The sequence below is a fragment of the Streptomyces sp. NPDC043853 genome, from assembly GCF_056436025.1.
Genome location: NZ_JBWKDJ010000011.1, coordinates 35,816 through 59,533 on the forward strand (window position 1 = coordinate 35,816; position 23,718 = coordinate 59,533).

Consider the following 23,718-nt stretch of genomic DNA (forward strand, 5'->3'; position numbering starts at 1 on the left):
TCGGTGCCGCCACCTCGCTGCGGCCGTCCGTCCACCGGGAGCGCGGGCGTCCTCCACCATGTGCGTTCACTCCTGTGCGCCGACGGTCGGCACCCTGCGGTCCCGACCGGACAGGCGATCGACGTAGCGCGCGCCTGCCCACTGGAGGCCGATTCAATCACCGCGGTGTCCGATTTGCACCGGCGGGCCCCGGGCCCCGGAGAGAATGACGGCGCTACGCCCGCAGGTGACCGCTGTCAAGTCGAGGGGCGGCACCGCGGCACGGGAACCGGGCTCCGCGAACGCGTGAACGGACGTGCGTCGGAACGGCGATCGGGGGCAGGCGCGCATCATGACGGACTCTGCTCCCGATAACCGCAGGAGAGGAGAAGTGACATGACGAACCTTCAGCCGGTGGTGCGTGCGCGGGTGGGTGAGGCGGTGGAGGCCCTGACCGGCGGGCCGCGCGCTCGGTTCCGCGGCGGACGCGGCCCGGCGTTGCCGTCCCGCGTCGCCCACGGGATCGCCGGACTCGCGTCCCGTACGGCCGGGTGGGTCGGACAGCGGACCGCGGGCGTCCGAAACGGTCCGGTGCCGTGGCGGAGCGGGCGCCGTACGACGGTGCCGCGCTCGTGGGCCCGTGGACGTAGCGCCGGGCTGCTCGCCGCTGCCGCCGGTCTCGCCGGCCTGGCGGCGAAGGGACTGGCCCGGCGACGCCGGGCGCCCCGCTGACCCCGGCCGTCGTCCCCGGCTGTCGTCCCCGGCCGTGGTGCCGGGCCGTGGTGCCCGGCCGTGGTGCCGGGCCGTGGTGCCCGGCCGACCCTGCCGACCGGGCACGGACGACGGAGGCGGACCGCGCCTCGGACGCGCCTCGGCCGCCGGAGCCGCCCCGCCTGGTGTCCTGGAGTCCGGGCCTCCGTGGCCGGCCGTACGCCGGGACCGAGAGGACTTCACGGCACGTGAGGGCAGGAGACGGCGACGGGCCCGCACTCCGGGCCGACGGAACGGACGGACGGACGTATGCGCAGCGTGGGTGTGGAAGAGGAACTGCTGCTGGCGGACGCGGACACCGGCGAACCGCTGGCCGTGTCGAGCGTGGTGCTCGCCGCGGCCGCCCGGGCCTCCGGAGGGGCGCCCGCCGACCCGGGCGACGAGGGCCACGCGCTCGCGTCGGAACTCCAGGAGGAACAGGTCGAGTTCGCCACGCGCCCGGTGACGGAGATGGGCCGGCTCCAGGAGGAGATCGTCCGCCGGCGTGCGGAGGCGGCACGGCACGCGGCGGCCGCCGGTGCCGTCGTCGCCGCGCTGGCCACCTCACCGCTGCCGGTGCGGCCCTCGATGTCACCGGGACGCCGCTACGAGTGGGTGGCACGGCAGTTCGGCCTGACCGCGCAGGAACAGCTCACCTGCGGCTGCCACGTGCACGTGTCGGTGGAGTCGGACGAGGAGGGCGTCGCGGTCCTGGACCGCGTCCGCCCCTGGCTGGCGGTGCTCACCGCACTGAGTGCCAACTCGCCGTTCTGGCAGGGCGAGGACACCGCGTACGCCGCCTACCGCAGCCGGGTGTGGAACAGGCTCCCCTCGGCGGGACCCACCGACGTGTTCGGCTCCGCCGGCGCCTACCACGCGGAGGTCGGTGCCATGGTCGAGTCGGGGGTGCTGCGCGACAAGGGGATGATCTATTTCGACGCGCGGCTGTCCGCCTCCTACCCGACGGTGGAGGTCAGGGTGGCGGACGTCTGCCTCCACGCGTCGACGCCCGTCCTGCTGGCCGCGCTGGTACGGGGGCTGGTGGAGACGGCCGCCCGGTCCTGGCGGGCGGGCGAACCACCCGCCCGGATCAGCACCGGACTGCTGCGGCTGGCGAACTGGCAGGCCGCCCGGTCGGGCGTCGACGGCCCCGTGCTGAACCCGGAGTCGATGGTGGCGACCGCGCCCGCGGCCGCGCTGGACGCGCTCCGTCGGCACATCGGGCCGGCCCTGGCCGATGCCGGTGACGAGGAACTGGTCCGGGTCGGCGTCGCCGAGCTGTTGGGGCGCGGGAACGGCGCGCGCGTGCAGCGGGAGCTGCTGCGCTCGGAAGGGTCCCTGGCGGCCGTCGTCCGGGAGTGCGCGCGGATCACGACGAGCGGAACCGGCTGACGGGCGTTGACCGGGCACGGTCCGGACGGGTCCGGACGGGTCCGGACGGGGCCGGACTGAGCCGCAGCGGTCCGGACGATCCCGGCGCGGGGCACGGCGGACCGGGGCGCCGGAGGAGTACCCGTCCGACTCCGCGATCGGCATCGGATCGACCGCGCAGGTCGCCGCGTACCCTCCGCCGATGGCCGAGGCCCTGACGGGACGGACGAACGGCCGGAAACGGCCGAACGCCGAACGGGCGGGCGGCGCACGGGAGTTCGGTTCGCTGCCGCACGCCACGCGCCTCCGGCTCAGGCCTCGCCGGAGGCGCCGGCCCCGTAGGTGGTGGTGTCGGTGACAGTGCCGCCCCCGAGGGTCCGGGGCTGCTCCGTGTACGCCTCCCCGCAGACGGTGGATCCGGGGTCGCCGTGCGCCGGCGGGCCGTCCTGGGTGCCGGCGCCGTCATCGCTCTCGCCGCTCTCACCGCTCTCGCCGCTTTCCCAGCAGCCGGGGTAGTCCACGTTCGCTTCACCGTCGTAGGTGCTCCGGACGGTGTGGGGGCCGTCCCGCATCGACTCGCCCTCGCTGTGGCCCACCCGGGTGCTGACGCCGAAGCCGCCCTCGCCGCAGGCGGTCTCGCCCGCTGCCCCCGATCCCTCCCACATGACCTCCGCACCCGGCATCCGAGTCCCCTCCCCGCACCGGCGGCACCCCCACGGTCCCGTCCGAACCGGCTCCCTTCCCGCCCTGAGGTCCTGTTACACCCCGTGCCCTACGCCGGAATGCGCGCGTGCGCCGGGCCAGGCGCGCCCGCAGGCCGGCGCCCCTCGCGTGGGAATCCGGTCGATTCGACCGCGGTGATCGAGTCGCTCCCCCGTCGACCCCGGCTCCGGGCAGGACCGGGCGGCGCGCCGTGGGCGTTCCGTAGGCTGTAGGCATGCGCACGCGGCCCACACTGAGCTGGACCCCCGGCGAGGACCTGCCGCCCGGCACCACGGATCCGGGCCCCGTCGCCGACGCACTGCAGGCCGGGGGCGTGCTGGTGCTCACGGGGGCGGGTATCTCCACGGAGTCGGGCATCCCCGCGTACCGGGGCGATGGCGGGAGCCTGAGCCGGCACACCCCGATGACCTTCCAGGACTTCACCTCCAGCGCCCGGGCCCGGCGCCGGTACTGGGCGCGCAGTCACCTCGGCTGGCGCACGTTCGGCCGCGCCCGGCCCAACGCCGGGCACCGGGCCGTGGCCGCGTTCCAGCGGCACGGTCTGCTCGCCGGTGTGATCACCCAGAACGTCGACGGGCTGCACCAGGCCGCCGGCAGCGAGGACGTGGTGGAGCTGCACGGCAGCCTGGCCCGGGTCGTCTGCCTGTCCTGCGGCGCCTTCAGCCCGCGGGGTGAACTCGCCCGGCGGATGGCGGAGGCCAATGAGGGCTTCGATCCGGTGGCCGCCGGAATGAACCCGGACGGTGATGCCGACCTCACCGACGCACAGGTCGGGGACTTCCGCGTGGTGCCCTGCGCGGCCTGCGGCGGCATCCTCAAGCCCGATGTGGTGTTCTTCGGCGAAAACGTTCCGCCGCGGAGGGTCGAGCAGTGCCGCGCCCTGGTCGGCGGGGCGACCTCGCTGCTGGTCCTGGGGTCCTCGCTGACGGTGATGTCCGGGCTCCGGTTCGTCCGGCAGGCAGCCGAAGCCGGCAAGCCGGTGCTGATCGTCAACCGGGACCCGACCCGGGGCGACCGGCACGCCCTGACCCGGGTCGCGCTGCCCCTGGGAGCGGCCCTGACCTCCGTGGCCGGCCGGCTGCGCGTTCCCGTGGACGGCCGGTCACCGGCCTGAGTGCTGTTCCCGGGTGTTCTTCCCGGGTGCTCTCCAGAGTGCTCTTCCTGGATGCCCGGTCCGAGTGTTCTGCCGACGGTGCGGGTCGGGCTCTGTGCGGTCATCCGGCCAGGAGGGCGTCGAGATGGGCGTCGACGTCCAGATCCTCGGTTCCCGGCGGGACCAGGGCATGGGTCTGCCGGAGGAAGCGGGCCACGGCGGGCGAGTCCGCCAGGACGACGGCCGCGGCGGGCCCGTGCGGGTTCCGGCCGCTCAGCTCCATCAGGAGCGCCGGCCCCGTCTCGGTGGCGGCGGGACGGAAACGGGCGTCCCCCTCCCCCACCGCGCCGTGGAGGCCGTCGGCGAGCATCTGGCGGTCGAAGTGCCAGCACGCCAGGGTTCCCGCCGAGTGGAGGAACTCCGCGCGCACCGCGAAGGGGTCGGCCGAGCTGTAGGACAGTCGCGCGCGAAGCGGCAGCGGGGCCGAGGGGGTCGCGTCGAGCAGCACGTCTATCACAGCGGTCACGCGGAACATGGAGGCCTCCTTGGAAGGGCGCCGTCGAAGGGGTGCGCCTCACCGCACCTGCCCCCGCCGCGCGCTCCCACACCGGCCGGCACGCGGCAGGCCGATACCAGTGCCTCGTCCACGCCGGCCGAAGGCCAGGCCGGAAGCGGGGCCGGAAGTCAGGCCGGAGGGAGGGCGGGCCGGGACCAGGGCGCGTCGGCGTCGCCGGACTCCGGTCGCAGTCCGAGCTCGTGCAGCTGGTTGACGGCCATCATGGCGGTGAACATCGCGTTGGGGTTGGCGCCGCCGACACCCAGGTCGGCGATGGCTTCCGCATAGCGGGCGGTGAACTCACTCAGCCGCAGCCGCGGGCTCTCCCGGGTCAGCCTGAGCGCCGCCTCCTGCAAGGCGGTGGCCTGGTCCAGCAGCCCCTCCAGGTGGGACACCGCCTCGGCGCTCCCGCGCACGGTGAAGGTGTGCCCGTCGGTGAGGAGTACGGCTTCCCCTTCCTCGAAGAGGCGGGAAACGGCGCCGAGCACGCTCTGGATCTTGAGCTGGTCTGCGTCGACCATCGCACCGCAGGCTCCGTTGCCCTCATCGGACAGGTGGAGGAGTCCGCAGTCCCTCAGGTGCACGATCACATGGCCGGCGCAGTGGCCCTGACTGCGCAGCACCCGCACCGCGCCGTCGGCGAAGGTCCAGCCGGTGAAGTGTGGTGAGCCGATCCGGATCCGTTCGAGCGGTCGCTCCTCGTAGGTGCGCGTCGTGGAACCGAAGGGGCGCATCGGCTGGAAGATCGACGCGATCGTGTCGGCGGCCGCGGCGGGCGGGGGCAGGGATTCCGCTGCCCCCTCGATGCGCTCGAAGGCCCGCACCCAGTACGAGGTCGGGTCGCGCATCTGGTCGAGGTCGGCGGCGGGGACGCAGTGCTCGGCCGGCACGCCCAGCTCGTCGGCCAGGTCGTTGTTGGCGACGTGGTCGGGATGGCCGTGTGTGGTCAGCACCAGGCCCCGGGACCAGGGGCCGACCCGGTCGGCCGCCTCGCGCAGGGCCGCGCGGAATTCCGCGGTGGCCCCGGTGTCGACCAGCACCAGAGTGTGGTCGGCGCGGTGGACGAGGGCGTTGCCGACGTCGGGTTGCCCGTGCTGGATGTCCAGTTCCTGCCCGAGGACCAGTACGGTCCGGTCGTCGATCTCGATCAGGTCGCCGAGCGCGGTCATGGATCCTCCCGCGGTCCGGTCGGGGGCCGGCTCCGCTCACGAGCGTACGCCGCACCCCGGGCGCTGTCCCGGGGACGCCGGTGGCCTGCTCCCTCCCGTACGAAATGCGAGTGACGGAGGCCTCCGCGCTCCTGCATCATGGGCCGTCTTCGCCCGGCCGATCCCTTCATCCGCCCATCCGTTCATTCGTTCATTCGTTCATCCACTCGCGCGTTCACGCGTGCGGTAAGGAGTTGTCGTGCAGGCAACGGTCGCGGTCGCTCCCGCCTCGGGTACCCCGATGGACGGCGAGCTCATAAGGGCCTGCCTGGATCTGCTGGAGCGGGCGCGGCAGCTGCCGGTGGACGACGCGCAGCGCCACCTGCTGGAGCGGGCGGCCGGCGCGTTCGTCCGCGACGGGCGGCACCGGCGCCGCGCCCTGGCCCGTGCGAGCCGGGCGGCAGCCGACGCGGAACTGCTCGCCGCCACCACGACGGGCGCCGCGGACCGGATCATGGACGCCGCGCTGCCCACCGGCGCCCGCTCGGACACCGGCTCCCGCACCGGCAGCGGCACCGGCACCGGCACTGGCACTGGCACTGGCACCGGCACCGGCACTGGCACTGGCACCGAGCCGGGCCTGACCGTCCGGGAGTACGTCCAGCTGCGGCCCGGGCCACGGTCAGGGCCCGGTACGAAGGTCCGGTCAGTGGCCGACACCCCGGGCGACGCCAAGCCGGTCGGGCTGCTCAACCGTCCGCAACGCTGCTACGTCTGCAAGAACCACTACCGTCAGGTCCACCACTTCTACCACCGGCTGTGTCCCGGGTGCGCCGAGGACAACCTCACCCGGCGCACGGCCCGCACCGACCTGACCGGCCGCCGCGCGCTGCTGACGGGCGGCCGCGTAAAGATCGGCTACCAGGCCGCTCTGATGCTCCTGCGCGACGGGGCGGAGCTCACCGTGACCACCCGTTTCCCGCGCGACGCGGTACGCCGTTTCGCCGCGGAGCCCGGTGCGGCGAAGTGGTGGGACCGGCTGCGGATCGCCGCCCTGGACCTGCGCGACCCCCGGCAGGTCATCGCTTTCACCGACCATCTGCTCGCCGAGGGCCTGCCCCTGGACATTCTGGTCAACAACGCGGCCCAGACCCTGCGCCGTTCCCCTCATGCCTACAGCGCACTCGTTGCCGCCGAGACGGCGCAGACGACGCAGACCGGGCGGACCGCGCTCCCCCCGGCTCGGATCTGGACCGCTCCGGGGTTCCTCGCGCCCGGCCCCCGTACGGCACCCCTGCCGTGGGCGGCGGAACTCAGCCCGCGGGCCGGCACGCGGCACGCCTTGGCCCACCCCACGGCGGCGGCCGCCCCGATGCCGCACGGGACGGTCGACGAGGCGGGCCTGCTGACCGAGACCGCCGCCGTCAACTCCTGGACGCTGAGGCTGGGACAGGTCGATCCGGCCGAAATGCTGGAGGTCCATCTGGTCAACGCCGTAGCGCCGTTCCTCCTCGCCGACCGGCTGCTGCCCCTGATGGAGGCGTCCCCGCACCAGCACCGCTACCTGATCAACGTCTCAGCCGTCGAAGGCCAGTTCACCGTCCGCAACAAGACCGGCGACCACCCGCACACCAACATGGCCAAGGCGGCCCTGAACATGCTCACGCGTACCAGCGCCGCCGATCTGGCCGCCCGCGGCATCCACACGTGCAGCGTCGACACCGGCTGGGTCACCGACGAGAAGCCGCTTCCCGCGCGGGAGCGGCACGCCGCCACCGGATGGCGTCCTCCGCTGGACATCGTCGACGGGGCGGCCCGCGTCTACCACCCCATCGTGCAGGGGCAGGCGGGCGCACCCGTCCACGGCGTCCTCCTCAAGGACTATCGGCAGGTCGCTTGGTGACCCCTTTCCCCTTCCCCTCAGGAGAAGAGTGAGCGGCCCGTGGGCGCCAGCCGCAGCAGTTGCGGGGCGGCTGCCTGGAATCGCTCGATGCCCGGCAGGATCTCGTCCCGCGCGAGGGGATGCGCTCGTACGGCGGTCACGTGGCGGCGGTGGGTGTTCTCGTCGGGGTAGGAGGTGAAGACCACGGCGACGTTCTCCCCCGTGCGGACCGGCAGTCGGGGAAAGGTGTTGTGCGCCGTCTCGGTGACGAAGGCGGCGAGCGGCGCCGGTCCCGTCTCCCGGAGCAGCGGGAGGAGACCGTCCCGGATCAGCGCGATGCCGTCGCGCAGCCCCGGCGGGAAGGACCACACGGCGGCGGACACGAATCGCTCGGGGGCCGGAGCACCCGGCCGGGGCCTCGGCCGGGTCCGTCGGGACGGAAAGGCGGGGAGTCCTCTCCCGTCCGACAGGGGGCGCAGGAGAAGGACGTCGTCGGAGTCGCTCATGGTGGCGTTGGCCTGCGGGCCGTGCTTCGCCCAGACGGGGCCGCCGTAGAAGGCCGTCAGTGCCTGGTGCCGTGCGGCCATGTCCCGGAAGCCTCTCAGCCAGACGAAGCGGTCCGGGTCGTCGAGGTCCCGGAACTGACCGAGTACGGCCATCCCGGCTTCCTCCTGGGTTTCGACGAACTCCCGGTCGAACAGTTCGACGAGTTCGTCCCGCCGGCCGGATCGCAGGGTGTACTGGCGGAGCTCGAACACCGCGAGTTGGCCGGTGGGGAAGGTGGGGTCGGTCGGGTCGGTCGGGTCGGTCGGTGACATGGCGGTCTCCTGTTCGGTTCTCTGCCGGGGAGTGGGTGCGGGGCCTGCTGCTGGTCCCCTTGCCGGTGCTGGTGCGGTCCGACGGTAGGGCCGCTCCGTGTCAGGAACCGTCAGGGTTTCCGAGAGGTGCTGGACGCGGGTCCGGCGTGCACGACAAAGGGACGTACGGGACGCCCGGCTCTCCGCGAGCGCGCCCGATCCCGGTCTAGGGTTCGATCATGGATCCTCAGAAGGTGACGGCGGACAGCGAGATCGTGGTCGAGTTCGCCGGACTGCACGACTACTACTCCGAGGGCCGGCCGGTCCCGTTCAGGCTGAGGCGGCGCAAGGCGGACGGTGCTTGGCTCTACGAGATCGGCACCCCGGTCGCCGCGATACCCCGACTGGCCGGAGTCGCCGAAGAAGCGGACGTACGGGATTTCGCGCAAGGCATCCTGGACACCATCGACAGGTGGGCCGGGGAGCCGGACTTCCGCCTGTGGTACGACGGGTACGCCGATGTCCGGGCCACGGTCGGCTACGGCCCCGAGCTGTACCTGTCCGTGGAGACGTATTTCAGCGCGCAACGGGATCGCGTGGGCACCGCCGCGAACGGGGAGCCGCTCTACTCCAACCCCTTCGGCGGCGGGCACGTGTACCTCGGTCACATCGAACCTTCCGGCCCCGAGCCCCTGGTCGCCTTCGCGCGGGCGGTACTCGCCGCGCTCGACGCCTGACGTCGCGGCTCGGGGAGCGGGTGCCGCCCGGCGGCTTCCGCGCCCACTGGGCGCGTCAGTGCGCCTGGCCGAGGGCGTCGGGACCGCTGATCCGGCGCCGGACTTCCTCGGTGATCGTGTCGCCGTTCACGCCCTCGCCGCCGCTCTTGCCCAGCAGACGGTTGAAGAACATGAGGGCGAGCCAGGCCAGAACAGCCCGGCAATGAACATGTATTCCGACCGGCGGACACGATCCGGAGGAGACGGCCCGCCGGCCCGGTCGGCGGACCGTGCGAGACCGGTCCGTTCCGGTGGTTCCCGGCGGCGTCGGGATTCAGCCGAACGGGTCAGTGGTCCGCGCGGTGGACGGGCCCGGGTCGCTAGCGTGTGCAGCCGCATCTGCGCGGAGGGCACGCATGGACGGGACAGGCGGACCGTCGCCGGACGAGTCCGGGGCCATGGCAGCCGGGGGCGGCGCCCACGGTGGGGAACCCGAGGCCACGGGCACGGCCGACACGGCGGGAGGCGCGGGCGGGCCCGCGGCGGGCACGGACGCGCCGACAACGGGCACGGGCGAACCGGGCACGGGCGAACCGGGCGGGGGTGCGCTCGGGTCGGCCGTGGGCGCGACCGCCTTCGGGCCGGCCCTCCGGGAGGCCAGAACGGAACGCGGCCTGTCCCTGGCCGCGCTCGCCCGGCTCGTCCACTACAGCAAGGGATACCTGAGCAAGATCGAGAACGGTGGGAAGCCGGCCACCCCCGATCTCGCCCGCAGTTGTGACGCGGTCCTGCGGGCGGGTGGCGCCCTGGCCGCACTGGTGCCGGAGCTGCCGCACCCCCGGCAGGCGGAGCCCTCGGCCGACTGCCCCTACCGGGGGCTGGCCGGATTCGGCACCGGGGACGCCGCCTGGTTCTTCGGCCGGGAGCAGGCCACCACCGCGCTGGTGGAACGGCTCGCCGGCCGGGCGGGCCGGGGCCCGCTCGCCGTGGTGGCCCCCTCCGGGGCGGGCAAGTCCTCGCTGCTGCGCGCCGGGCTGGTGCCCGCCCTGCGGCAGAAGCGGCAGGCCCCCGCGGGGCAGGACCCAGCGGGGCACGGCCCGGCGGCGCCGCTGACACCCGTGGTGGTGTGCACGCCGACCGCGCATCCCCTGGCCGAACTCCTGGCCGCGCTCTCCCGGGAAGGGCTCGTCCCCGCTCCCGCGCCGACCGTACGCGCACTGGCCGCGCATCCCGAGCTGCTCGCGGCCGCGTTGCGCGCGGGCCCGCACCCGGCCGGGCCGGTGCTGGTCGTCGACCAGTTCGAGGAGGTGTTCACGCAGTGCCGGGACGAGGCGGAACGGCGGGCCTTCCTCGCCGTGCTCGCCGCCCTCGCCGCCGGCCCGCCCACGGGCGCGGGCGGCACCGGGCCCGCCGCCGCGCGGGTGGTGCTCGGGCTGCGGGCCGATTTCAGCGGGCGCTGTCTCGCGTACCCGGAACTGGCGGAGGTCTTCACCCACGGTCTGTTCGTCCTCGCCCCGATGACCCGCGAGGAGCTGCGGACGGCGATCACCCGGCCCGCCGAACGCGCCGGACTGGTCCTCGAACCGGGCCTGGTGGAGCTGCTGTTGCGGGACGCCGGCGCCGACGACGGCAACCCCGGCGGCGCGGCCCGCGCCCTTCCCCTGCTCTCCCACGCGCTGCTCGTCACCTGGAAGGCACGGTCGGGCCGGACGCTCACGGTGGGAGCGTACGAGGCGACGGGAGGCCTCCGCGGCGCCGTGGCCCGTACCGCGGAGGAGGTCTACACGGGACTCGACCCCGCGGGCCGGGAGGCGGCCCGGCGGGTGCTGCTGCAGCTGGTGCACTTCGGCGACGGGGAGGTGGAGACCCGCCGCCCGGCCGCCGCCGACCGGTTGACCTCGGCCGCCCGGGACCCGCGGGCGGCCTCGGCCGCGCTGGACTCCCTGGTCCGGGCGCGGCTGGTGACCGCCGGGGAGTCCGCGGTGCAGATCACCCACGAGGCGCTGCTGCGGGCCTGGCCGCGCCTGCGCGACTGGATCCACACCGACCGTGCCGGGCTGCTGCTGCACCAGCAGCTCACCGACGCGGCAGCGGCCTGGCTGCGGGAGGGCCGCGACCCCGAACTGCTGTACCGCGGCAACCGGCTCGCGGCGGCCGACGAGTGGGCGGAGCGGCAGGACGGTCAGGATCCGCCCGGCCCGGTGGAGGCGGAGTTCCTGACGGCGAGCCGGGCGGAGGAACACCGGCGGCGGCAGCGCGCGCTCCGGCAGGCGCGGGCCCGCAGCCGGCTGCTGGCCACGCTGGCCGTGCTGCTGGTCGTCGCGGTCGGCGCGAGCGGGCTGGCCTTCCACCAGCGGTCCCAGGCCGTGGCGGAACGGCGGGTGGCGCAGTCCCAGGCGATGGCGGTGCGGTCGGCGGCGATGGCCGCGGGCCGGCCCGAGGTCTCCATGCTGCTCGCGGCCGAGGCGTACCGGACCGCGCCGACCACCGAGGCCCGCGGGGCGCTGCTGAGCACCCAGAGTCAGGCGTTCGGCGGCCGGCTGACCGGGCACACCGGGGCGGTCAACGGGGTGGCGCTGGCGCCGGACGGCCGGGTACTGGCGACGGCCGGCAGCGACGGCACGGTCCGCCTGTGGGGCGGGCCGGAGCGCCGCACGTCCCTGGGGGTGCTGACCGGGCACGGCGGGGCGGTGCAGGGGGTGGCGTTCGGGGCGGGCGGGAAACTGCTGGCCTCGGCGGGCGCCGACGGCACCGTACGGCTGTGGCGCATGCCCGAACGGCAGGTCGCCGGGATCCTGTACGGGCACAGCGGCGGGGTGCGGGCGGTCGCCTTCTCCCCGGACGGCCGGACCGTGGTGTCGGGCGGTATGGACGGGACGGTGCGGCTGTGGGACGTGGCGACCCGGCGGCTCGCGACCACCCTGCCGGGGCACACGGACACGGTGCACGGGGTGGCCTTCGCGCCGGACGGGCGGACCGTGGTCTCGGGCTCGGCCGACCGCACGGTCAGGCTGTGGGACGTGACCGGCGCGGGGCGGGGGCCTGACCCGGCGTCGAATCGGGCGCCGGACGGGGCGACGGATGCCGGGGCGGCCGCGGCCCCGGCGGCGATCCTGGAGGGCCACACCGACGCGGTGCTGGGGGTGGCCTTCGCCCCGGACGGGCGCAGCGTCGCCTCGGGCGCCGCGGACCGTACCGTGCGCGTCTGGGACACCGGCGGTTCCGCCGGTCCCGGACGGGCCGGGAGGGCGGCGACGGCGGTGCTCCGGGGGCACAGCGACGACGTCAACGCGGTGACCTGGACCCGGGACGGGGCCGGACTGGTGAGCGGGAGCGGTGACGGGACGGCGAAGGTGTGGGATGCCGTGGACCACCGCGTCGCGCACACCTTCGCCGGGCACACCGACTACGTCCTGGCGGTGGCGACCGGCCCGGGCGACCTGCTGGTCACCGGTAGTTTCGACCAGTCCGCGGTGGTGTGGGACCCCGGGCGCGGCGCCTTGGTCGCGCGGCCGTTCGCGCAGCTGTGGCAGTCCGCGTTCTCCTCCGACGGCCGGCTGCTGGCCTCGGCGGGCACCGACGGCTCCGTACGGGTGTGGGAGCCGGCGCACCGCCGACTCGCCGCGACGCTGACCGGGCATCAGGGAGCCGTGTTCGCGGTGGCGTTCTCCCCGGACCAGCGCACGCTCGCCTCGGCGGGCGCGGACCGCAAGGTCAGGCTGTGGGACGCCGCCAGCGGCACGCTGCTGTCCACCCTGGAGGGGCACGGCGGTTCGGTGTTCGCCGTGGCCTTCTCCCCCGACGGCCGGACCCTGGCCTCGGCGAGCGCCGACCGTACGGTCAAGCTCTGGGACACCGCCGGGCACCGGCAGCTGAGCACGCTGACCGCGCACCAGGACTTCGTCAACGCGGTCGCGTTCAGTCCGGACGGCAGGCTGCTGGCCACCGGCAGCGACGACCTGACGGTACGGCTGTGGGACGTCACGGCCCGCGCGGAGCGGACGGTGCTGCGCGGCCACACCGGAGCGGTGCGCAGCGTGGCCTTCTCCCCCGACGGCCTGCGCCTGGCGAGCAGTGGCAACGACGGCGCCGTACGGGTCTGGTCCTGGGCGCCGGGGGCCGACCGGACGGCACCGGGCGGCGGCGCCGCGGTGCTCACCGGACACACCGGGGCGGTGCGGGCAGTGGCGTTCGCGCCGGACGGGCGTCTCCTGGCGAGTGCCGGGATCGACGGCAGCGTACGGCTCTGGGACGTCGGCCGACGCCGCCCGTACGCGACCCTGGCCGGTCACGACGGGGCGGTGTGGGGCGTGGTGTTCGACCCGGTCGCCGGGCGGCCGGCGAGCAGCGGCACCGACGGGACGGTCCGGCTCTGGTCGCTCGACCCGCAGTCGAGCGTCGACGGGATCTGCGCGCTGGTCGGTGACCCGGACCGGGTGGGCGGGCGGCACCTGTCGCTGCCCGAACTCCCCGACCGGCCGCGCTGCTGAGCCGCCGACGGACCCGCCGGTCCCTCCCCCCGGCCCGCACCGCGCCCGTTCCTTCCCGCGCGGCCACGGCACCGCTGCCTTCGCGACCGCGACCGACCTCGGCCGGCCGACCGGCTGGCGGGCCTCGGCCACGGCAACCGGCCAGGCGGGGACGGGGTTTCCCGGGGGTTTCCCGTTTCCCACCTGGCTGGGCGACGCGTGGGTCCTCGACAGGGGTCTCGGCGGCGCGCCAGTCTCGGAGGGCCGGCGAACGGGTCGGTGAGCACGGCGCCGCGATTGCGAACACCGGCGCGAACGACGGGGAACGGGGAACGGGGAACACGATGCGAGGGGTCCACGGGGTGAACGGGCCGGGCAGCGCGGCCTGCGGCACGCGGCTCGGGACGAGGGGGGCGACGGCCGTGACGGGAACGGCGACGACACTGGCGTCGGAAGGGTCAGGAGCGACGGGAGAGGCAGGAGCAACGGGAGGGGCAGGAGCAACGGGAGCAGCGCGAACACCCCTGCCGGGGGCGCCCCGAGGACCCAGGGGCGGCGGCATGCGGGGAGCCGTGCGCGCCCTGTGCCGGGCCGCCGGCGCGACGGCGACGGCGCTGCTGCTCGTCGCCGTCGGAGCCACGGCCTCCCTCGCCGCGCCGGGCACGGGCGGGTCCGGCGCCGCCGGGGCCGCGGCGGACTGCGCGGTGCTCGCCCCGGGTGCCTCCGCCACGGCGGAGAGCGCGGTCCGCGCGGCCTGCGAGCAGATCGGTGTCTGGTACACCTGGGGCGGCGGTCACGGACCCGAGCCGGGGCCGACGTACGGGCAGGTCGATCCGACCGACCCGGCCAGCGAACACGACCCCGAACGCCTCGGCTTCGACTGCTCGGGACTGGTGCGGTACGCGTACGCCCGCGCCACCGGACGGGACCTGCTGCCCGGCAACTCGCGCCACCAGTTCGAGACCCCGCACGCGGCGGCCCGCTTCGGCCCCGAGCAGGGCACCGGGCCGCTGCTGCCGGGGGACCTGCTGGCCTGGGGCTCGGGCGGGGCCATCCACCACATCGCGGTCTACCTGGGCGCGGGCCGGATGGTGGAGGCCCGGCAGTCGGGCACCCGGATCATGGTCAGCGACGTGCGCCTGGGCGGTGACTACGCCGGGGCGGTCCGCGTCGACGGGGCGGCGCAGCAGGGCACGTTCAGCACCTGGGGCACGGACGTGTGGACGCACACCGAGCCGTCCACCGGGAGCGCCCGGGTGCACCGGTTCGCCGGCCCGACCCGGATCCGTGTGCAGTGCCAGAAGCACGCGGAGACGGTGACGGCCGAGGGCTACACCAACGACGCCTGGTCCTACCTGCCCGAGTACGGCGCCTGGATCACCAACATCTACATCAAGGGACCCGCCTGGCTGGACGGCGTTCCCACCTGCCCCTGACCGCGCGGACGGTGTACGCCCGGCCCGGCGCGCCGTGCCGCGCCCGCCCTCGGACCACCACAGGCCCCGCAAGAGCCCCCCACGGCCACCACCGGCACCACCGGCACCACCTTCCGGCAGCCGCCGGCACCACTTTCACCGGGCTCCGCGCCGACCGTCGGAGCCGCACCCAAGGAGGAAGCATGTCCGCACGTACGAAGATCGCCCTCGCCCTGGCCGCCGCCGCCCTGCCCACCGGCCTGGCCACCGCCGCCGCACCCGCCCTCGCGATGCCGGGCACGGGCACGGCCGCCGCGGCCGAATGCGGGGTCCGCTCCGACGGCCGCCTGTGGTGCGGCAACCGTGCCGGCGCCAAGGGCTACGAGCACCGCTCGTACAACTCGGCCGTCCGCGGCCCGCTGAACACCGGCTTCAGCTGGTTCCAGTGCTGGGGCCACGGCGACCGGCACGGCGGCGGAAACGACATCTGGTACTGGACCCAGCTGGACAACGGCCAGTGGGGCAACGTACCCGCCGTGGACGTCCACACCTCGGTCGACCCGGCTCCGGGACTGCGTCAGTGCTGACGCCCGGTGCACGCGCAGAATGACGCGTGCCGTACGTGGAAGGCCCGGCGGGCCGCCTCCTTCACCCGGGGAGGCGGCCCGTCGCCCGTGAGCCATCGGATCGCGCACCGATCCGTCCGCCCCGGCATGGCGCGGCGCGGCGTAGTGTCCTGGTCCTCGCCGAGCGCGCCGGGATCACGGTCGCCGGTGGTCCGGGAGCGTGACGGCCGGGTAGCCCTCGGTGTAGGACTCGCCGTCGGCGCCGTGGTACGTGCAGGTACGGGCCGCGGTGTCGACCTCGTACCAGACGATCCCGGCCTCCCAGCAGCCGCGGGCGAACTCGGGGAACGCCGTCTCGCCGGCCTGGTCGGCGCGCAGGGCGGCGATCAGGCCCGCCCGGTCGAACCGGGGCGCCAGCGCGAAGCCGGTGACCAGCGGTTCGCCCTGGACCACCACGTTGCCGTGTTCGGTCAGGTACAGGAAGGCATTGGCCGGGACCGCCATGCGGCAGTGGGTCACCCCGGCCTGGCGCAGGCTCTCGGCGAGGTAGGGGAAGCCGCCCACCCGGGGGCGGACCGCGGCTCCGATTTCCATCGCGGTCCGGAGTCGGCTGATCGCTTCGGTGCTGGTCATGGTGTTCTCCGTGGGTCCGGTGGGGGTGCGCGTGCGCCTGGAAACGCCGCGCCGGATATGCCATCATGATGACAAACAGACAACATGTTGTCGAATGATGGAGAGGTGGGAACGGCGGATGGCGGAGGAACTGGCCCTCCTCGTCGCAGACGTCTTCGAGGCGGCGGGTGCGCTGCGCCGCGCGGGCGAAGCACTGGCGGCGGCCGAAGGGCAGACGCAGGCCCGCTGGCAGCTGATGAGCGTGGTCAGCGAGGAATCCCTGCCGGTGGCCCGGGCAGCGCGCCGCCTGGGCGTGGCCCGGCAGGGCGTCCAGCGCATCGCCAACGAGCTCGTGCGCGACGGCCTCGCGGAGTTCCGGGAGAATCCCGACCACCGCACCTCGCCCCTGCTCGCCCTCACCGCGGCGGGCGGGCGCGCCCTGGGCGCGATCACCGCCCGGGCGGCGGCCGCGCACCGGACGATGGGCGAAGGGCTGCCGGACGCCGATCTCGCCGCCGTACGCGAGCTGCTCCACCGGCTGACCCGACAGACGGACGCCTGGACGGACGCCCGAGCGGACGCCCGAACGGAAGCCCGAACGGAGCCCGCAGCCGGCCGTCCCGGCGGTTCCGGCCGCCCCGGGAGCGCACGGAAGGAAACGGCATGACGGCGACGGACGGCACCGGCATGGGCACCGGCATGAGCGGCCACGCCGATACGGGTGGCGGCTCCGACACGGGCGGCGGCACCGGCACGGTTGGCGACACCGGCGCGCGCGGCGGCACCGGAGTGCACGCCGACCCCGATGCGGGCAGCCCGGCCCGGGAACTCCGGGCCGCGCTGTCCGACCGGGCCGACCCGGCCCGCGCCGAGCAGCAACGCGCCTATCTGCACAGCGACCTCCACCACTTGGGCGTCGGCGTGCCCGACATGCGCCGCCAGGTCACCCGGACCCGCCGGGCGCTCGGCGCACGACCGGCGCCCTACGTCCTCGCCCTCGCCCGGGAGCTGTGGTCCGCCGGCGAGGGCGACGGGCGGCCCGTGTACGAGTACCGCTGGGCGGCGGTCGAACTCCTCGTGCAGTACGCCAGGGCCATGGACGCGACACATCTGCCGGCCGTCGAAGCCCTGCTGCGGGAGTGCCGCACCTGGGCCCTGGTGGATCCACTGGCCGTCCACTGCGCCGGCGCGATCGCCCTGCGCGACCCGGCGGCCGGCCCCGTGCTGGACCGCTGGGTCGCGGACCCCGACTTCTGGCTCCGCCGCTCCGCGCTCCTGGCACTGCTGCCCGCGATCCGGGCCGGCCGCGCCGATACCGACCGCCTGACCCGCTACGCGGACGCCCTCGTCGACGAGCGGGAGTTCTTCCTCCGCAAGGCGCTCGGCTGGGTCCTGCGCGAAACCTCCACCCGCGACCCCGAGTTCGTCCTCGCCTGGGTGGAACGGCACGGCACCCGCATCGCCCCGCTCACCCGCCGGGAGGCCCTGCGCCGCCTCCCGGCCGAGCGGGCCTGACGGCATCGAACGGGCCGCTCCGGGCCATTGCGACAGCCCGGTGCGGAATATGACGTTCCGACGCGTTGACCTGTTGCGGAACGGTCATTGATCGGCCGTCAGCCGCCGGGCGACACTGAGGTCCCCGCGGTGTCACGTTCCTCCCGCGGGTGATCGCTTGTCTTCCAGGGGGAATTGACGTGTGCACATTTCGCAATCGGCGGACGGGGGCGGCCGCCGTGGCGGCCGTCGCCGCCGTCGCGCTCGCGGCGGGCCTGGCGGCCCCGGTCGCGGCCGCGCCCACACCCGGCCCCTCCGAGGCCCGGCAGGGCGGGGCCTCGGCCCGGCCGGGGTTCACCCGGCTGACCCTGATCACCGGGGACCGGGTCACCGTGGACGCCGAGGGCCGTCCGGTCGGCTTCGTCCCGGCCAAGGGCCGCGAGAAGATACCCGTCTCGGTGCGCCGCGGCCAGGGGCGCAGCACTTTCGTCCCGCTCGACGCGCAGCGTCTGATCGACTCGGGCCGGCTCGACCCCCGGCTCTTCGACCTCACCGAGCTCACCCGGCCCGAGTACCTCAAGGCCCGCGGCGACCGGCTGGGGCTGATCGTCCGCTACGAGGGCGCCGCACCGGCCGCCCGGTCCGCCCTACGCTCCGGCGGCGACCTGCGCGTGGAGCGTACGTACGGCCTGCTCGACGCGGAGGCCGTCACCGCGACCCCGGCCAAGGCCGCCGCGCTCTGGGAGGCCCTCACCGACGAGCAGGCCGGCACCGACGGGCAGGCCGGCACCGCTCGCCGCGCCACCGCCTCCGGCGTCGCCTCCGTCTGGCTCGACGGCATCCGTACCGCGCGCCTGGACAAGAGCACCCGGCAGATCGGCGCCGACAAGGCCTGGGCGGCCGGCTACGACGGCAAGGGCGTGAAGATCGCCGTCCTCGACACCGGGATCGACGCGGGCCATCCCGACCTCGCCGGGCAGGTCCTCGCCGCGCAGGACTTCTCCCACTCCGGCAGCACCGCGGACCGCTACGGCCACGGCACCCACGTCGCCTCGATCGCCGCCGGTACGGGCGCCAAGTCGGGCGGGAGGTTCAAGGGCGTCGCGCCGGGAGCCAAGCTGCTCAACGGCAAGGTCCTGGGCGACAGCGGCTTCGGCGACGACTCCGGCATCCTGGCCGGCATCGAGTGGGCCGTCGCGCAGGGCGCCCAGGTCGTCAACCTCAGCCTCGGCGGCCCCGACGGGCCCGAGATCGACCCGATCGAGGCGGCCATCAACAAGATCTCGGCCGACAAGGGCGTGCTGTTCGCCGTCGCGGCCGGCAACGACGGGCGGTCCGGGCCCGGGTCGATCGACTCCCCCGGCAGTGCCGACGCCGCCCTCACCGTGGGCGCCGTCAACGACGCCGAGGTCCTCGCCGACTTCTCCGGCACCGGGCCCCGCGCCGGCGGCGGCGCCGTCAAGCCCGATGTCACCGGCCCGGGCGTGGACATCACCGCGGCTGCGGCCCCGGGGAGCGCCCTGGTGAGCCGGTTCGGCCAGAACCCGGCCGGCTACCTGACCCTCTCCGGCACCTCCATGGCCACCCCGCACGTGGCGGGCGCCGCCGCCCTGCTCAAACAGAAGCACCCGAAGTGGACCGGTGCCCAGCTCAAGGGCGTGCTCGCCGGTTCCGCCAAGCCCGGCCCCTACACCGCTTTCCAGCAGGGCGGCGGCCGGATCGCGGTCGACCGGGCGCTCGACCGGTCGGTGGTCTCCGAACCCCTCGCGCTGTCCTTCGCCGGCGGTCAGTGGCCGCACGAGGACGACGCCCCCGAGACCCGTAAGGTGACCTACCGCAACCTGGGGACCGCCCCGGTCACCCTGGACCTGTCCGCCACCGCCACCGGCCCCGACGGCAAGCCCGCCCCGGCCGGGTTCCTGGCCTTCGCCAAGCCGCGCCTCACCGTCCCCGCCGGCGGCACCGCCTCGGTCGGCCTCACCCTGAACACCCGGCTCGGCGGATCCGTCAACGGCCGGTACACCGGGCAGGCGCTGGCGACCGCGGCCGGGCAGAGCGTCCGTACGGCGATCGTGGCCGAGCGCGAGGTCGAGTCGTACGCTCTGACCGTCCGCCACATCGGCCGCAGCGGCCGGCACGCCGCCGGCTGGTTCAGCGTCGTCGAGGGCCTGAGCGGTCCCGCCGCCGGCCGGTCCTTCCCGTACCACGAGAACTCCGGGTCCGAGACGATCCGCGTTCCCAAGGGCGGCTACCTGCTCGACGCCCGCATCCTCGAAGATCCGGCGGACCCCGTGCCGGGCCTGGACTGGATCACCCAGCCCCGGCTCGACGTCACCCGCGACACCACGGTCACCGTCGACGCGCGCACCACCAAGCCGGTGGACGTCACGGTGCCCTCGGCGGGCGCCGTCCCGCAGACCGCCACCCCCTCCTTCGACCTGCGGGCCGGCGGCACCACCCACACCTTCGGCTGGTGGCTCGGCTCCTACGAGCAGCTGCGCACCCGCGGCCAGGGACCCGAGCCGGCCGCCGGAACCAGCCTCTTCCAGCAGTGGGACGCCCACTGGCAGGCCGACGGCGAGGAGTACCACGCCACGCTCGGCGGCCCGGTCCGCAGCCCCGCCACCGGCTACACGCGGCACCTGAAGGACTCCGACCTGGCCACCGTCATGGTCTCCCAGGGCGCCTCCGCCCCCGGTAAGGAGGGCATCCTCCAGATCGACGGCCGGCTCCCGGGCGGCAGCGCCCCCGCGACCTGGACCTCTGCGTTCCAGCCCCTCCCGACCTCGACGAAGGCGCGGCTGTCCGCGGTCGACGGCGCCACCTGGAACCTGTCCACGACCCAGTACGGCGTGGACGCGACCGGTTCGTTCGTCGAGGAGGCCTCCTACTCCGCCGACCGCTACCGCGCCTACGCGGGCGGCCGCACCCACACCGAGCGCTTCGGCACCGTCGTCGTCGGGCCGCGCGTCGACACCTCGGCGCGGCTCGGCCTCTACCGCGAGGGCGACAAGGTGTGGGGCACGCTGCCGCTGCTCGCGGACGGCGCCGGGCACAACGGCGCCGACCACTTCGCCAAGGGCAGGACCGTGCTCTACCGCAACGGTGTCGCCGTCGGCACCCAGGCCGTCGAACTCCGCGACGCCAAGCCCTTCGCCGTCCCGTCCGGTGAGGCCTCGTACAAGCTGGTGGCCTCGTCCACCCGGCCCGGGACCGTCACCCGCACCTCGTCCAAGGTGACCGCGACCTGGTGGTTCCGCTCGGCTACCACCGGGGCCGGCGCTCCGGCGCAACTCCCGGCCTCGGTCGTGCGGTTCACTCCGGAGGTACGGCCGGACGGCACCGTGAACGGGGGCCACCCGCACCGCGTGCCGGTCACCGTCCAGGGCCCGGCGGCGGGCAAGGGACTCAAGTCCCTGACGGTGTCCGTCTCCTACGACGACGGGTACACCTGGAAGGCCCTGCCGGTCCAGGACGGCGCCGTCACGGTGCAGACCCCGCCGGCGGGCGGCCATGTCTCGCTGCGCGGCACGGTGGTCGACACCTCGGGCAACAAGTCCGAGATCACCGTCCTCCGCGCGTACCTCACCGACTGACCCGTCAGCCGGCCCCGCACTGCGCGGCAAGGCACTGCACGGCACTGCACGGTACGGCCCCGGAGGGATTCCCCTCCGGGGCCGTACCGCGTCACCATCGGTGACATGACGACCCCACGCACCGGGCCACCTCCACGGACCACCGCGCCGGCCGCCGCCCTCCCCTCCCTGATGGGGATCTTCGGGCACCCGGACGACGAGTCCCTGCTGGCCGGCGGTGTCCTCGCACAGCACGCCGCCGCGGGCGCCCGGACCGCCGTGGTCACCGCCACCTGGGCACCCGGCACTCATCGCTCCGCAGAGCTGGCCGACGCCCTCGCGTTCCTGGGCGCCGGGGAACCGCGGCTGCTCGGGTTCGCCGACGTCCGCGTCCCCGAGTCCGCGCCGGGACGGCCCCGGCTGTGCGATGCACCGGTCGACGAGGTGGTGGGACTCCTCGTCGAACACATCCGGGCGGTCCGGCCCGAGTTGGTCGTGACCCACGACGGCTACGGACAGCTGACGGGGCATCCCGATCACGTACGGACCCACCGGGCGGCGGTCCTCGCGTTCCACGCCGCCGGTCTGGAGCACCTGTACCCGGATACCGGAGCACCCTGGCAGCCCGCGGCCCTGTACGCGGCCACCCATCCGGTCTCGGGGGTGGGCGAGCTGGGCCCGCTCCTGGCGCGGGTCGGCAAGCAGGTGCTGGCCGTTCCGGACGAGCACGTCACCGCGACGGTCGACGTGAGCGACCGGCTCTCACAGAAGTGGGCCGCGGTTCGCGCCCACCGCAGCGAGGTGGCCCGCGACCGGTCCCTGCCCTGCCTCCTCGCCCGCCTGCCGGCTGCGGTCCGGGAGCAGATCATGGCGACCGAGTACTTCACCCGCCTGGGCGCGGTGGCGGGCACCGGGTCCGCACCCGGCGGACTGCGCGAACCGGCGCTGTGAGCCCCGCAGTCGGAGGTCGCCGACCGCGACCGGGATCCGGGGCCGGCCACGGCGCCGCCCGGTGGGGGTCAGGAGGTGCGCTTCAGGGTCCAGGTGTTGGGGTTGAAGCTGGGGACGGCGGAGTAGCGGCAGCCGCTGGAGTAGTAGGTGCTGGTGATGGTCCAGCCGGCGGGCGGCCAGGTGGAGGCGCAGGCGTTGACCTGGGTGCCGACGGGGTAGCCCCGGAGGTCCTTGATCTGCTTGGTGTTGGGCGTGAAGCCGGAGCCGCACCCGCCGCTGTTCCACCACTGGACGTCCACCCAGCCGTCCGGGGTGAGCGTGCTGGAGCACATGGTGAGCGTGTCGCCGGGCGCCGCCGAGGCAGGGCTCGCGGTGATCGCGAGGGCGGTGGCGGCCATGGTGACCAGAGCGGCGGCGTAACGGGTGCGGATCACGGGAGGTCCCTTCCTCGGCACGCTGGGGTCGTCGCCGCCGACGGTCGGCGGGCCGTACCAGGCGCCGCGTCATTGCTATCCGACGCGACAACACCGCAGAAAGTCACCTTCTGGGCATAACTCTGCGGCGTTTTATGGCCGTTGCCGGTACTCGGCACGAAAAAACGGCGCAGCACGGCCATCCGCCACGAGAAGACCGCCGGGTCCTCTCGGGCGTGGCACAGCCGGTCCGCCGAGCACGGCACGTCGGACCGCGGTCACATGCGCCAGTACGTGCCCGTACGGGAGTCGACGTGGACCAGGTGGCGGCCGACTCGTACGACGTGGTGGTCCGTGCCGGACCAGGAGCCGGTGGTGGCGTCGTCGACGGGCAGGGGGGTCCAGACCTCGAGGAAGGTGCTGCCGTCCGTGTTGGCGCCCCACTCGATGAGGTTCGGGCCGTCCCACCGGAAGGTGCCCGCGTCCTCGCCGGGCTCTCCCGTCAGGTGGTGGAAGTGCACCTGCCGGCCGTCGAAGGAGGTCTCACCGGCGAAGCCCCGGCTGTCGGCGAAGTACGGTCCGGCCTGCAGCCACACCACCTCGCCGTCCTCCACCAGGGGTCCGCCGTTGCGGCTGATCCCGCGGCGCAGCCACGCGCCCCGCTCGGGCACCGGGACACCCGGGCCGCCCGGTCGCGGGGCGGACCCGGGAACGGGTACCGGCTCAGGCATCGGTGCCGGTGCCGGTGTCGGTGTGGGTGGCACTGTCGGTGGCACTGTCGTCGACGGCCAGCAGCGAGACCTCGATGTTCCCGCGCACCGCCTGCGAGTAGGGGCAGACCGCGTCCGCCCGGTGGAGCAGGGGCAGCAGGTCCGCCGCGTCCCACCCCGGGAGGGAGACGGTGAGGCTGACGGCGAGGCCGTAGCCGGCGGGCGTGTCCGTGGTGCCCAGCTCCACCGAGCAGGCGACGCGCGCGGCCGAGGCGTCCGCCCCGTACTCGCCGGCGACCTCGGCCAGCGCGGAGGTGAAGCAGGCCGCGAACCCGGCGGCGAACAGCTGCTCCGGGTTGGTGGTTCCGGGCACCTTCTTGCGCGGCGGGGCCAGGTGGACGTCCAGCCTCCCGTCGTCGGTGCGGACCGATCCGGTACGGCCACCGCTCGCGTGCGCGGTCGTCCGGTAGAGGCTGCGGGTGAGCGGCACGGTCATGT

At 74.8% G+C, this 23,718-nt stretch carries 20 protein-coding genes; 12 read left to right on the forward strand and 8 right to left on the reverse strand.

Translation table 11 applies throughout. The features are described from left to right. Positions 1-375: 375 nt before the first annotated feature. Positions 376-711, forward strand: a complete 336-nt coding sequence (locus tag AC067U_RS26110) for a hypothetical protein (RefSeq protein ID WP_478832201.1) — start codon at positions 376-378, stop codon at positions 709-711. A 288-nt stretch (positions 712-999) separates the two neighbouring features. After that, on the forward strand, positions 1,000-2,121 hold the full coding sequence (locus tag AC067U_RS26115; RefSeq protein ID WP_478832202.1) for a glutamate--cysteine ligase: 1,122 nt from the start codon (positions 1,000-1,002) through the stop codon (positions 2,119-2,121). A 290-nt stretch (positions 2,122-2,411) separates the two neighbouring features. Here AC067U_RS26115 and AC067U_RS26120 read toward each other — a convergent pair whose 3' ends face one another. Next, positions 2,412-2,783, reverse strand: a complete 372-nt coding sequence (locus AC067U_RS26120) for a hypothetical protein (protein ID WP_478832203.1) — start codon at positions 2,781-2,783, stop codon at positions 2,412-2,414. Between the two features lie 254 nt (positions 2,784-3,037). Here AC067U_RS26120 and AC067U_RS26125 point away from each other — a divergent pair, with 254 nt between their 5' ends. Continuing rightward, on the forward strand, positions 3,038-3,937 hold the full coding sequence (locus AC067U_RS26125; protein ID WP_478832204.1) for an NAD-dependent protein deacetylase: 900 nt from the start codon (positions 3,038-3,040) through the stop codon (positions 3,935-3,937). Positions 3,938-4,037: 100 nt separating this feature from the next. Here the strand turns inward: AC067U_RS26125 and AC067U_RS26130 are convergent, their stop codons facing one another. Next, a complete protein-coding gene (locus AC067U_RS26130; RefSeq protein WP_478832205.1) occupies positions 4,038-4,442 on the reverse strand; it encodes an SsgA family sporulation/cell division regulator in 405 nt (134 codons plus the stop codon). Positions 4,443-4,600: 158 nt separating this feature from the next. Then, the gene (locus tag AC067U_RS26135; RefSeq protein ID WP_478832206.1) at positions 4,601-5,641 is read right to left on the reverse strand and encodes an MBL fold metallo-hydrolase; all 1,041 of its coding nucleotides are present in this window, start codon (positions 5,639-5,641) and stop codon (positions 4,601-4,603) included. A gap of 238 nt (positions 5,642-5,879) precedes the next feature. On the opposite strand from AC067U_RS26135, the gene AC067U_RS26140 reads away from it, so the two are divergent. Then, the gene (locus tag AC067U_RS26140) at positions 5,880-7,523 is read left to right on the forward strand and encodes an SDR family NAD(P)-dependent oxidoreductase (RefSeq protein ID WP_478832207.1); all 1,644 of its coding nucleotides are present in this window, start codon (positions 5,880-5,882) and stop codon (positions 7,521-7,523) included. A 17-nt stretch (positions 7,524-7,540) separates the two neighbouring features. On the opposite strand, the gene AC067U_RS26145 is transcribed toward AC067U_RS26140, so the two are convergent. Beyond that, positions 7,541-8,320, reverse strand: coding sequence for an NIPSNAP family protein (locus AC067U_RS26145; protein WP_478832208.1), 780 nt, complete (start codon positions 8,318-8,320; stop codon positions 7,541-7,543). A 218-nt stretch (positions 8,321-8,538) separates the two neighbouring features. Between AC067U_RS26145 and AC067U_RS26150 the strand changes: the two genes are divergently transcribed. The 4 genes from AC067U_RS26150 (at position 8,539) to AC067U_RS26165 (ending at position 15,486) form a co-directional block, all read left to right on the forward strand. After that, a complete protein-coding gene (locus AC067U_RS26150) occupies positions 8,539-9,036 on the forward strand; it encodes a hypothetical protein (protein WP_478832209.1) in 498 nt (165 codons plus the stop codon). Between the two features lie 395 nt (positions 9,037-9,431). Further along, positions 9,432-13,505, forward strand: coding sequence for an nSTAND1 domain-containing NTPase (locus AC067U_RS26155; protein ID WP_478832210.1), 4,074 nt, complete (start codon positions 9,432-9,434; stop codon positions 13,503-13,505). 539 nt (positions 13,506-14,044) lie between these two features. Continuing rightward, positions 14,045-14,920, forward strand: coding sequence for a C40 family peptidase (locus AC067U_RS26160; protein WP_478832211.1), 876 nt, complete (start codon positions 14,045-14,047; stop codon positions 14,918-14,920). A 182-nt stretch (positions 14,921-15,102) separates the two neighbouring features. Beyond that, a complete protein-coding gene (locus AC067U_RS26165; RefSeq protein WP_478832212.1) occupies positions 15,103-15,486 on the forward strand; it encodes a hypothetical protein in 384 nt (127 codons plus the stop codon). A 174-nt stretch (positions 15,487-15,660) separates the two neighbouring features. Here the strand turns inward: AC067U_RS26165 and AC067U_RS26170 are convergent, their stop codons facing one another. Further along, entirely contained in the window at positions 15,661-16,098 is a 438-nt protein-coding gene (locus AC067U_RS26170; protein ID WP_478832213.1) for a DUF1398 family protein, read from the reverse strand. Positions 16,099-16,192: 94 nt separating this feature from the next. Here AC067U_RS26170 and AC067U_RS26175 point away from each other — a divergent pair, with 94 nt between their 5' ends. From AC067U_RS26175 to AC067U_RS26190, 4 genes are all read left to right on the forward strand, one after another. Then, positions 16,193-16,744, forward strand: coding sequence for a MarR family winged helix-turn-helix transcriptional regulator (locus AC067U_RS26175; RefSeq protein ID WP_478832214.1), 552 nt, complete (start codon positions 16,193-16,195; stop codon positions 16,742-16,744). Continuing rightward, positions 16,741-17,592: a DNA alkylation repair protein gene (locus AC067U_RS26180; protein ID WP_478832215.1), complete on the forward strand. Its 852-nt coding sequence runs from the start codon at positions 16,741-16,743 to the stop codon at positions 17,590-17,592. The genes AC067U_RS26175 and AC067U_RS26180 overlap by 4 nt, the downstream gene beginning before the upstream one ends. Positions 17,593-17,771: 179 nt before the next feature. Further along, entirely contained in the window at positions 17,772-21,167 is a 3,396-nt protein-coding gene (locus tag AC067U_RS26185) for a S8 family peptidase (protein WP_478832216.1), read from the forward strand. A 105-nt stretch (positions 21,168-21,272) separates the two neighbouring features. Beyond that, positions 21,273-22,097 (forward strand): PIG-L deacetylase family protein, encoded by an 825-nt coding sequence (locus AC067U_RS26190; protein WP_478832217.1) that lies wholly within the window; start codon positions 21,273-21,275, stop codon positions 22,095-22,097. A 68-nt stretch (positions 22,098-22,165) separates the two neighbouring features. On the opposite strand, the gene AC067U_RS26195 is transcribed toward AC067U_RS26190, so the two are convergent. From AC067U_RS26195 to AC067U_RS26205, 3 genes are all read right to left on the reverse strand, one after another. After that, positions 22,166-22,531, reverse strand: a complete 366-nt coding sequence (locus AC067U_RS26195) for a hypothetical protein (protein WP_478832218.1) — start codon at positions 22,529-22,531, stop codon at positions 22,166-22,168. A gap of 257 nt (positions 22,532-22,788) precedes the next feature. Further along, the gene (locus tag AC067U_RS26200; protein ID WP_478832219.1) at positions 22,789-23,181 is read right to left on the reverse strand and encodes a hypothetical protein; all 393 of its coding nucleotides are present in this window, start codon (positions 23,179-23,181) and stop codon (positions 22,789-22,791) included. Between the two features lie 52 nt (positions 23,182-23,233). Further along, positions 23,234-23,716 carry an Ohr family peroxiredoxin gene (locus AC067U_RS26205; protein ID WP_478832220.1) on the reverse strand — a complete coding sequence of 161 codons (483 nt, stop codon included), beginning with the start codon at positions 23,714-23,716 and terminating at the stop codon, positions 23,234-23,236. Positions 23,717-23,718 lie beyond the last annotated feature (2 nt).

Coding starts and splice junctions, on each gene's coding strand:
- AC067U_RS26165 (WP_478832212.1), top strand. CDS start 15,103: ATGTCCGCACGTACGAAGATCGCCCTCGCCCTGGCCGCCGCCGCCCTG.
- AC067U_RS26180 (WP_478832215.1), top strand. CDS start 16,741: ATGACGGCGACGGACGGCACCGGCATGGGCACCGGCATGAGCGGCCAC.
- AC067U_RS26205 (WP_478832220.1), bottom strand. CDS start 23,716: ATGACCGTGCCGCTCACCCGCAGCCTCTACCGGACGACCGCGCACGCG.
- AC067U_RS26170 (WP_478832213.1), bottom strand. CDS start 16,098: ATGACCAGCACCGAAGCGATCAGCCGACTCCGGACCGCGATGGAAATC.
- AC067U_RS26160 (WP_478832211.1), top strand. CDS start 14,045: ATGCGGGGAGCCGTGCGCGCCCTGTGCCGGGCCGCCGGCGCGACGGCG.
- AC067U_RS26190 (WP_478832217.1), top strand. CDS start 21,273: ATGACGACCCCACGCACCGGGCCACCTCCACGGACCACCGCGCCGGCC.
- AC067U_RS26110 (WP_478832201.1), top strand. CDS start 376: ATGACGAACCTTCAGCCGGTGGTGCGTGCGCGGGTGGGTGAGGCGGTG.
- AC067U_RS26125 (WP_478832204.1), top strand. CDS start 3,038: ATGCGCACGCGGCCCACACTGAGCTGGACCCCCGGCGAGGACCTGCCG.
- AC067U_RS26145 (WP_478832208.1), bottom strand. CDS start 8,320: ATGTCACCGACCGACCCGACCGACCCGACCGACCCCACCTTCCCCACC.
- AC067U_RS26135 (WP_478832206.1), bottom strand. CDS start 5,641: ATGACCGCGCTCGGCGACCTGATCGAGATCGACGACCGGACCGTACTG.
- AC067U_RS26120 (WP_478832203.1), bottom strand. CDS start 2,783: ATGCCGGGTGCGGAGGTCATGTGGGAGGGATCGGGGGCAGCGGGCGAG.
- AC067U_RS26150 (WP_478832209.1), top strand. CDS start 8,539: ATGGATCCTCAGAAGGTGACGGCGGACAGCGAGATCGTGGTCGAGTTC.
- AC067U_RS26115 (WP_478832202.1), top strand. CDS start 1,000: ATGCGCAGCGTGGGTGTGGAAGAGGAACTGCTGCTGGCGGACGCGGAC.
- AC067U_RS26155 (WP_478832210.1), top strand. CDS start 9,432: ATGGACGGGACAGGCGGACCGTCGCCGGACGAGTCCGGGGCCATGGCA.
- AC067U_RS26175 (WP_478832214.1), top strand. CDS start 16,193: ATGATGGAGAGGTGGGAACGGCGGATGGCGGAGGAACTGGCCCTCCTC.